General features: G+C 68.6%; 8 protein-coding genes. 1 reads left to right on the top strand and 7 read right to left on the bottom strand.

Translation table 11 applies throughout. The features are described 5' to 3' along the window. Window positions 1-88: 88 nt before the first annotated feature. Genes DI276_RS49540 through DI276_RS49520 form a run of 5 tightly spaced genes read right to left on the bottom strand, consistent with a single transcriptional unit; the run spans window position 89 to window position 3,830 of the window. The gene (locus DI276_RS49540; protein ID WP_112277319.1) at window positions 89-688 is read right to left on the bottom strand and encodes a YigZ family protein; all 600 of its coding nucleotides are present in this window, start codon (window positions 686-688) and stop codon (window positions 89-91) included. Between the two features lie 2 nt (window positions 689-690). After that, a complete protein-coding gene (locus tag DI276_RS49535; protein ID WP_112277318.1) occupies window positions 691-1,749 on the bottom strand; it encodes an ATP-dependent DNA ligase in 1,059 nt (352 codons plus the stop codon). Window positions 1,750-1,764: 15 nt separating this feature from the next. Continuing rightward, complete coding sequence (locus tag DI276_RS49530; RefSeq protein WP_112277317.1) at window positions 1,765-2,874, bottom strand: MAB_1171c family putative transporter; 1,110 nt, start codon at window positions 2,872-2,874, stop codon at window positions 1,765-1,767. Window positions 2,875-2,876: 2 nt separating this feature from the next. Next, window positions 2,877-3,389, bottom strand: a complete 513-nt coding sequence (locus DI276_RS49525) for an ImmA/IrrE family metallo-endopeptidase (RefSeq protein ID WP_112277316.1) — start codon at window positions 3,387-3,389, stop codon at window positions 2,877-2,879. A 3-nt stretch (window positions 3,390-3,392) separates the two neighbouring features. Beyond that, window positions 3,393-3,830 carry a helix-turn-helix domain-containing protein gene (locus tag DI276_RS49520; RefSeq protein ID WP_112277315.1) on the bottom strand — a complete coding sequence of 146 codons (438 nt, stop codon included), beginning with the start codon at window positions 3,828-3,830 and terminating at the stop codon, window positions 3,393-3,395. Between the two features lie 149 nt (window positions 3,831-3,979). Between DI276_RS49520 and DI276_RS49515 the strand changes: the two genes are divergently transcribed. After that, entirely contained in the window at window positions 3,980-4,351 is a 372-nt protein-coding gene (locus DI276_RS49515; RefSeq protein ID WP_112277314.1) for a hypothetical protein, read from the top strand. Here DI276_RS49515 and DI276_RS49510 read toward each other — a convergent pair. Beyond that, window positions 4,348-5,580 carry a ThuA domain-containing protein gene (locus DI276_RS49510; RefSeq protein WP_112277313.1) on the bottom strand — a complete coding sequence of 411 codons (1,233 nt, stop codon included), beginning with the start codon at window positions 5,578-5,580 and terminating at the stop codon, window positions 4,348-4,350. The genes DI276_RS49515 and DI276_RS49510 overlap by 4 nt on opposite strands. Window positions 5,581-5,663: 83 nt before the next feature. Next, window positions 5,664-6,482: a lytic polysaccharide monooxygenase gene (locus tag DI276_RS49505; RefSeq protein WP_232837463.1), complete on the bottom strand. Its 819-nt coding sequence runs from the start codon at window positions 6,480-6,482 to the stop codon at window positions 5,664-5,666. Between the last annotated feature and the right edge of the window lie 86 nt (window positions 6,483-6,568).

Genomic DNA, 6,568 nt, shown 5'->3' with positions numbered 1-6,568 from the left:
GTGACTGACTTCGCAATCACCACCGCACCCGGAGGCCTCACCCATGATCAAGCCGACACACCGTCACCAACGTGTTGGCCAGGTACAACTAGTGATCGAGGTCGACCGGCTCGCCCCTGATCGCGGTCACCGCACCGCCGGTCTGCGCGGCGAGCCAGACCTCGAAGCCCTCCGGGTCGCGAGTCAGCACGGTGAAGGTGACGTCGTGGCCGTACTCGGTGTCCGCGACGTGGTACCCGGCGGCGCGCAACGCGTTCTCCAGCTTTCCCGCCTGATCGTGGTCGACGGCCAACAGCAACGAATCGTGGCGCTCGCGGGTGAGCGTGCCCAACGAGTCGATGGCCTCCGACACGGCCCGTCCGTACGCCCGGACCAGGCCGCCCGCGCCGAGCTTGGTCCCGCCGTAGTAGCGGGTGACGACGACAGCGGTGTCGACGAGGTCCCGGCGCGTCAGCACCTCCAGCATCGGCACACCGGCCGTGCCGGCGGGTTCGCCGTCGTCACTCGACCGCTGGGTGTCCGTCGTGCGAAAAGCCGTGCAGTTGTGCGTGGCCTGCCAGTGCTCCTTGCGGATCCGCGCGAAGAACTCGGCGGCCTCCTGTTCGGAGGCGACGCGGGCGACGTGGCACAGGAACCGCGACCGCTGGATCTCGATCTCGTGCGTGCCGTCCCGCTTGATCACCTTCACCGCTAGATTGTCCGTCGCCGCTCCGCTTCGCCGAACAGGGCGTCCAGCTCCGCCGGCGGTACCTCTTCGAGCTGTTCGAACGTGCAGCTGACCGGGTCGCGGTCGTCGCGGAACCGCACCAGCCGCGCGGTGTGCCGGAACCGGCCGCCCTGCACGTGCTCGTACCGCACCTCGGCCACCCGCGACGGGTCGAGCAGCACGACCTGAAGCTGCTTCTCGGGGTTCCACCGGCTGTTCATGCCGGGGCCCTCGTAGGTCGCCCACGCGGCCCACGGGTGGTCGGCGGGGTCGAGCAAGGGCGCCAGCTCCTCGACCAGCTCGCGCCGCCGGGCCGCGGTGAAGCTGCTCGCCACGCCGACGTTGTGCAGCTCGCCGTCCTGGTAGAGCCCGAGCACCAGCGACCCGACGGTCTCGCCGTCCTTGTGCCACCGGTAGCCCGCGACCACGCAGTCGGCGGTCCGCTCGTGTTTGACCTTGAACATCACCCGCTTGTCGGGCTCGTAGACGCCGTCGACGGCCTTGACCATCACACCGTCGAAGCCCGCGCCCTCGAACCGGGTGAACCAGTCCTGCGCGACGTCCGGGTCCGTCGTGGACGGAGTCAGGTACACGCCGGGGATCTCGGTGACGATCTCCTCCAGCATCTTGCGCCGCTCGCCCAGCGGCAGCTGCGTGACATCGGAGTCCCCGCACGCCAGCAGGTCGAACGCCACGAACGACGCCGGCGTCTCGACGGAGAGCTTGCGGACCCGTGATGCGGCCGGGTGCAGCCGCAGCTGGAGGGTGTCGAAGCTCAACCCGTCCGGCGTGACCAGCACGATCTCGCCGTCGACCACGCACCGCGGCGGCAGCGACTCGCGCAGCAGCTCGACGACCTCGGGGAAGTACCGGGTGAGCGGCTTGTCGTTGCGCGAGCCCAGCTCCACCTCGTCGCCGTCGCGGAACACGATGCAGCGGAAGCCGTCCCACTTCGGCTCGTACGCCAGACCGTCCCCGCGCGGCAGCTCGGGCACGGACTTCGCGAGCATCGGCTTCACCGGCGGCATCACGGGCAGGTCCACGCCGTGACCATAAGCTCAGCGCAACGCCACCGCGAGCTTTTCGAGCTCACGCACGTCGGCGTCCAGGCCCTCGTCCTCGGGAACGGCGAGCGCGATCGGCCGCTGCAACGTGACCGTGCCGGCCTTGCGCGTCTCCAGCCCGGCCCGCAGCCGTTCGGCCAGCGGCAGCTCGTCCGGCGTCTCCGCGACGTACGGGCTGATCCGCACCAGGCCGTCGCGGCATTCGATGACCCGCCGGTAGTAGCGCCGGTGCACCCCGCGCAACGAGAACGCGTCGCGCTTGGACGGGATCCGGTGCAGCGCGTCCTCGGGGAAAGACTGGTGCAGCAACGTCCACAGTGGAGCGAGCCGGTGGTAGGCGCGCAGGTGCCGCCACCACAGGCGCATCGCCGAGATCCGCATCGCGGCGATCGGGTAGACGACGCCGATGCAGCACAGCAGCACGCCGGGCAGCAGGAACCACACTGCCACGGTCAGCAGCCAGCGGGGGAGCGGTTCGCCGAAGTAGCGGGAGACGTTGGACGCCACGAAGATCGCGTCGGCGGGCACCAGCAGGCCGAGGCCGGTCGACGTGATCAGCAGGCCCCTGCGCAGCCGCGGTTCGGCACCGCGGGCGTAGCGGCGGGCCCAGACGAACATCGCGGCGAACCCGTAGAGCAGATAACCGTTGCCCAGCGCGTAGAACGCGGTGATGGCGAGGATGCCGGTGGGGCCGCCGCCCATCGAGTTCGGCACGCGCGCCGCCGCGACCCGCAGGTCGTCGGGGATGGCGAGGACCGCCCACGTCATCACCGCGATGCACAGGACGAGCGGGATGAGCTGCAGCAGCGCGTGTTTCCTTGCGCGAGCGTCGTCGAGCGCGGAGAAGATGAAGAAGCAGATCAGGCCGTAGACGCCGATCTGCAGCATCGAGTGCTGGATCAGCTGGCACACCATCGGGTCGAGCCCGAGGAACCACCGGCCGTCCGCCGCGGCCCTGCCGAACGGGTGGCCGATCGCCCAGCCCGCGACCAGGCCGGTGACGGACCGCAGCCGCGGGTCGTGCGGGCGGCGTGCCAGCAGGTAGAGCATGATCGCCAAACAGCTGAGCGCGACGAGGCCCTGGGTTTCCTTCAGGTACTCCACGGCTACAGCCACCCCAGCCGGTCGGCGAGCGACTTCGACATGCGCCGCGCCGGACCTTCCGACGCCCGCGGCGCGACCTCGTCCAGCACCGACGCCCACTCGAGGATGATCGTCGCGACCGTCTCGGCCTCGCGCTCGTGCTCGCTGTCGTAGGAGGTGCGCCGCAACGCCCGGCGCACCGCGTCCGGTTCGAGGTCGGGGTAGAGGCCCGCGAGCAGCTCGTCGTCCTGCTCGTCGCTGGTGTGACCGGCCACGAGATGCCCGAGCTCGTGCAGGATGATGTGGTTCTGGTGCGCCTTCGACGTCTCCTGCTGGTACAGGATGTAGTCGGCCTTGGCGGTCGCGATCCACACGCCGTACGGGCCGGGCACCGGGATCGGGTGCGCGATCAGCCGGATCGGTTTGCCCCGCTGGTCACCGACGCGGCGGCAGAGCTCCGCCACGTCCAGGGGCGGTTGGATGTCCAGCTCGTTCAGCAAGCGGCGGCACCGCTTGCGCAACTCTCGTTCGGCCACGAGTCATCCTTCGCCGCGCTCGGCCTGTTCCTGTCGGTAGACGACGTCCAGCAACTCCATGACGAGCCGGCGGCGGTCCGGCGACAGCTCACCCGCGCGCATCGCCATGAGCTGCGCGTCGCTGCCCGCGGCGAGCTGGTTGAGCCTGGTCTGCTCGTCCTGCAACGACTTCAGCTGCTCGTTGACGCGGTCGGTGACCTCGTCGTCGAAGAAGTAGCTCACGGGCACACCGAAGAAGCCTGCCAGTGCCTGCAAGTGCTTGAACGTGGGGTTGTCCTTCTTGCCCTTGCGCAGCTGCCAGATGTAGCTCTGCGAGATGGTGACGCCGGTGTCCGCGATGGCCGCCGCGACCTGCTCGTTGCTGTACTCGTGGCCGGAGCGGGAGGTGTGCCGGGCGAAGAGGTGGTTGAGCTTGTCAGCCAGGGACCGTTCCCCCGCCATTGCCGGTTCCCCCCGTTGCGCGCAGTGAGCGTTTCCACTCGTGGAAAGGGCTATCTGGGTGACGGGATTTTCACCAGTTGAAACCCCACCAATGGCCAACATAGACTCCTGGCGAGCCTGTCTCAACTGCGGTGAGGAGGAGCTCGGACATGGCGCTTGCCGAACGGCAGGGTTCCTTTCATCGGACCGTGATCGATGTCGTCTACAAGACCATGGACCAGCTCGCGCAGACGGACTCGCCCGACGAGGTGTTCGAACTGCGTGAGCAGCTGCGTGCTGCCCTGCCGTGGTGGCGCGGGCTGCTGCGGATGCACGAGCCCAACGAGCGGCATCGGTGCAAGTCGTGCCACACCTGGTACGGGCTGCACCGACCGTGGCCCTGCCCGATCTGGCGGGACGCGGTGTCGGCGTTGCACCAGCTCAACGACATGTACGGGTTCCTGGCCACGTCCCACCCGGCCTCCGGGGGCAGGAGACCGGGGGAACGCGTGACGGTCACCGGACCTCAGTCCGGCGACTAGCCCAGCCGGAAGCTCTGGGCCGCCGACCCGGTGCAGGTCGCCTGGATCAGCTGCACGCCGTCGGTGGACGAAGCCGCCGCCGAGAGGCACTTGCCGGAGTGGCGGGCGGTCAGTGTCGAGTAGCCGTCAGCGCCGGTGGTGACGCGCCACTGCTGGTTGGTGCCGCCGACGTAGTCCCACAGGTGGATGCCCGCTCCGTCCGAAGTGGACACGTCGCTCACGTCCAGCACCTTGGCCGGGTTGTTGCGGTACTCGATGCGCGAGTAGCCGTCGCTCGTCGCCACCGCGCGGAAGTTCTGCGCCGTGGTCGAGTTGCACGAGTACTGCTGGACGACGGTGCCGTTGTCGAGGCCCGCGGCCCGCGCGTCGACGCACTTGCCGTTGCCCGAGTTGGCGATCGTCTTCCAGCCGGGCTGCGGGGTGCCGCCGGTGCCCAGCCACAGCAGGCTGTCGATGAGGAAGTTGTTCTGGGTGGGCGAGGAGAAGGTGGACGACAACGGCCGGTTGTTCGGGTAGTCCATCGCGTTGTGGCCGAAGTTCGCGTAGATCATCTTGAAGTTCTTGTTCGTCCACATGATGGGGTAGTAACCGCTGCGCCACTGCTGGTTCGGGTCGGTGCCGAGCGGGAAGCTCGACGGGTCGACGCTCGCCAGGACCTGGATGTCCGGGTTCGTGCGCAGGTCACGCGACCAGCTGTACCACTCGCTGACCGAGGAGGTGAACTTCTCCGGCAGGCGCACGGTCGACGGGTGGGTGCGGGTCTCGACCTTCAGCGTCGCGGTGGTGGGGCCCCAGGTGTTGTTGACGAAGTTCCCCTTGCCCAGGAACGTGTTGTGGTACCAGGACCACTCGTTGGCGTTCTGGGTGAACGCCGAGACGTGGAAGCCGAACCACGCGCCGCCCGCCTCCATGTACCGCTGGAAGCCCGCGCGCTGCGTGCCGGTCGGCAGGTCGTCGAGGAAGACCACGACCTGCGCCTGGGCCGGCGTGAGGGTGGTGAGCCGGTTCCAGTCGGTCGTCGCCTCGTAGGTGAACCCGTTCTGCTGCCCGGCCTGGGTCAGCCACGGGTTCGCCTCCTTGACGAACGAGATGTGCGCGAGGTCGTGGGTGCCGTGGTAGAAGCCGAGCACCTTGAACGGGGCGGCCTGGGCCGGACCGGTGGCCGAGAGACCGACCGGGAACAGTGCCGCGCCGAGCAAAGCCAGCAGTGTCAACAGTTTTCGAGCCATGCGGGCACACACCTCTACTTCGCAGGGTTGCGCGCCCGAAGATCATCGTAGGGGTGGTCCAGACCTATTGGGGACCGGTACGTTCACAGAATTCTTTTGCGCCACAACATGATTCCGCCCAGCACGACCAGGCCGCCCAGTGCCGCTACCACTGCGGACATGCCGAACCTCGTTGCGCTGGAAGGAGGTTGTTCGGCGCTCGACGCAACAGGGACGGGTCGTGGCGTGCTCGATTTCGGCGTGGAGGGCACCGCGGGGCTCGACACCGGTGCCGCGGTCTGGGCCGGCGGGACCGGCTTCGCTTGCGGCGCAGGAGGAGCGGCTGGTGCCGGCGCTGGTGCCGGTGCTGCTGGTGCCGCGATCTCGACGTCCGTGCACGAGTAGTACGTGTCGGGTGTGTCGGTGTTCTGCCAGACGGTGTAGATCAGGTGGCGGCCGGTCCTCTTCGGCAGCTGCACCTTGAACTCGTAGGCGCCGTTGACCAGCGGGGGAGTGGGCACGCTCAGGAACTGTTCCAGGTCCGCCCACCGCAGCGCGCGGCTCGGTGAGTAGCCCTCGCGCGTCACGTAGAACCGGAACGACCCCTGGTGCGGGATCGTCGCCCGGTAGGTGAAGGCGGTGCTCTTGAGCTTCGTCGCGGGCCACTCGGCGGTCGGCGCGTCGAGCCCCGCGTACTTGGCGATCCCCGCGCTGCACAGCTTGCCGTCGGGCACCCTGGCGGTGTCCCGCCCGGCCACGTTCGCCAGCCGGATGTTGTCCCACTCCGTGGACGGCAACCCCGCCCGAATGGCATTCCGGCAGGGCGAGGATGATGCTGTTGCCTGACCAGGTGAGCAGAGAAAAGCCCTGCTCGCGGGGTCAGTGGGCGCGCCATGGGCGTGCGCGGGAACCGCGGAGACCATCATGAGCAGCGTCAGTACGCCCACAAGGCGAAACACGAGCACCTCCCCTGTCTTTCTAGGGGTACGCGTGTCAGGCCCAAGTCGTT

Origin of the sequence: Lentzea terrae, assembly GCF_003265345.1 — a bacterium.
In the GTDB taxonomy this organism is placed as follows: domain Bacteria; phylum Actinomycetota; class Actinomycetes; order Mycobacteriales; family Pseudonocardiaceae; genus Lentzea; species Lentzea terrae.
This window is presented reverse-complemented; position numbering and strand designations above follow the sequence as displayed.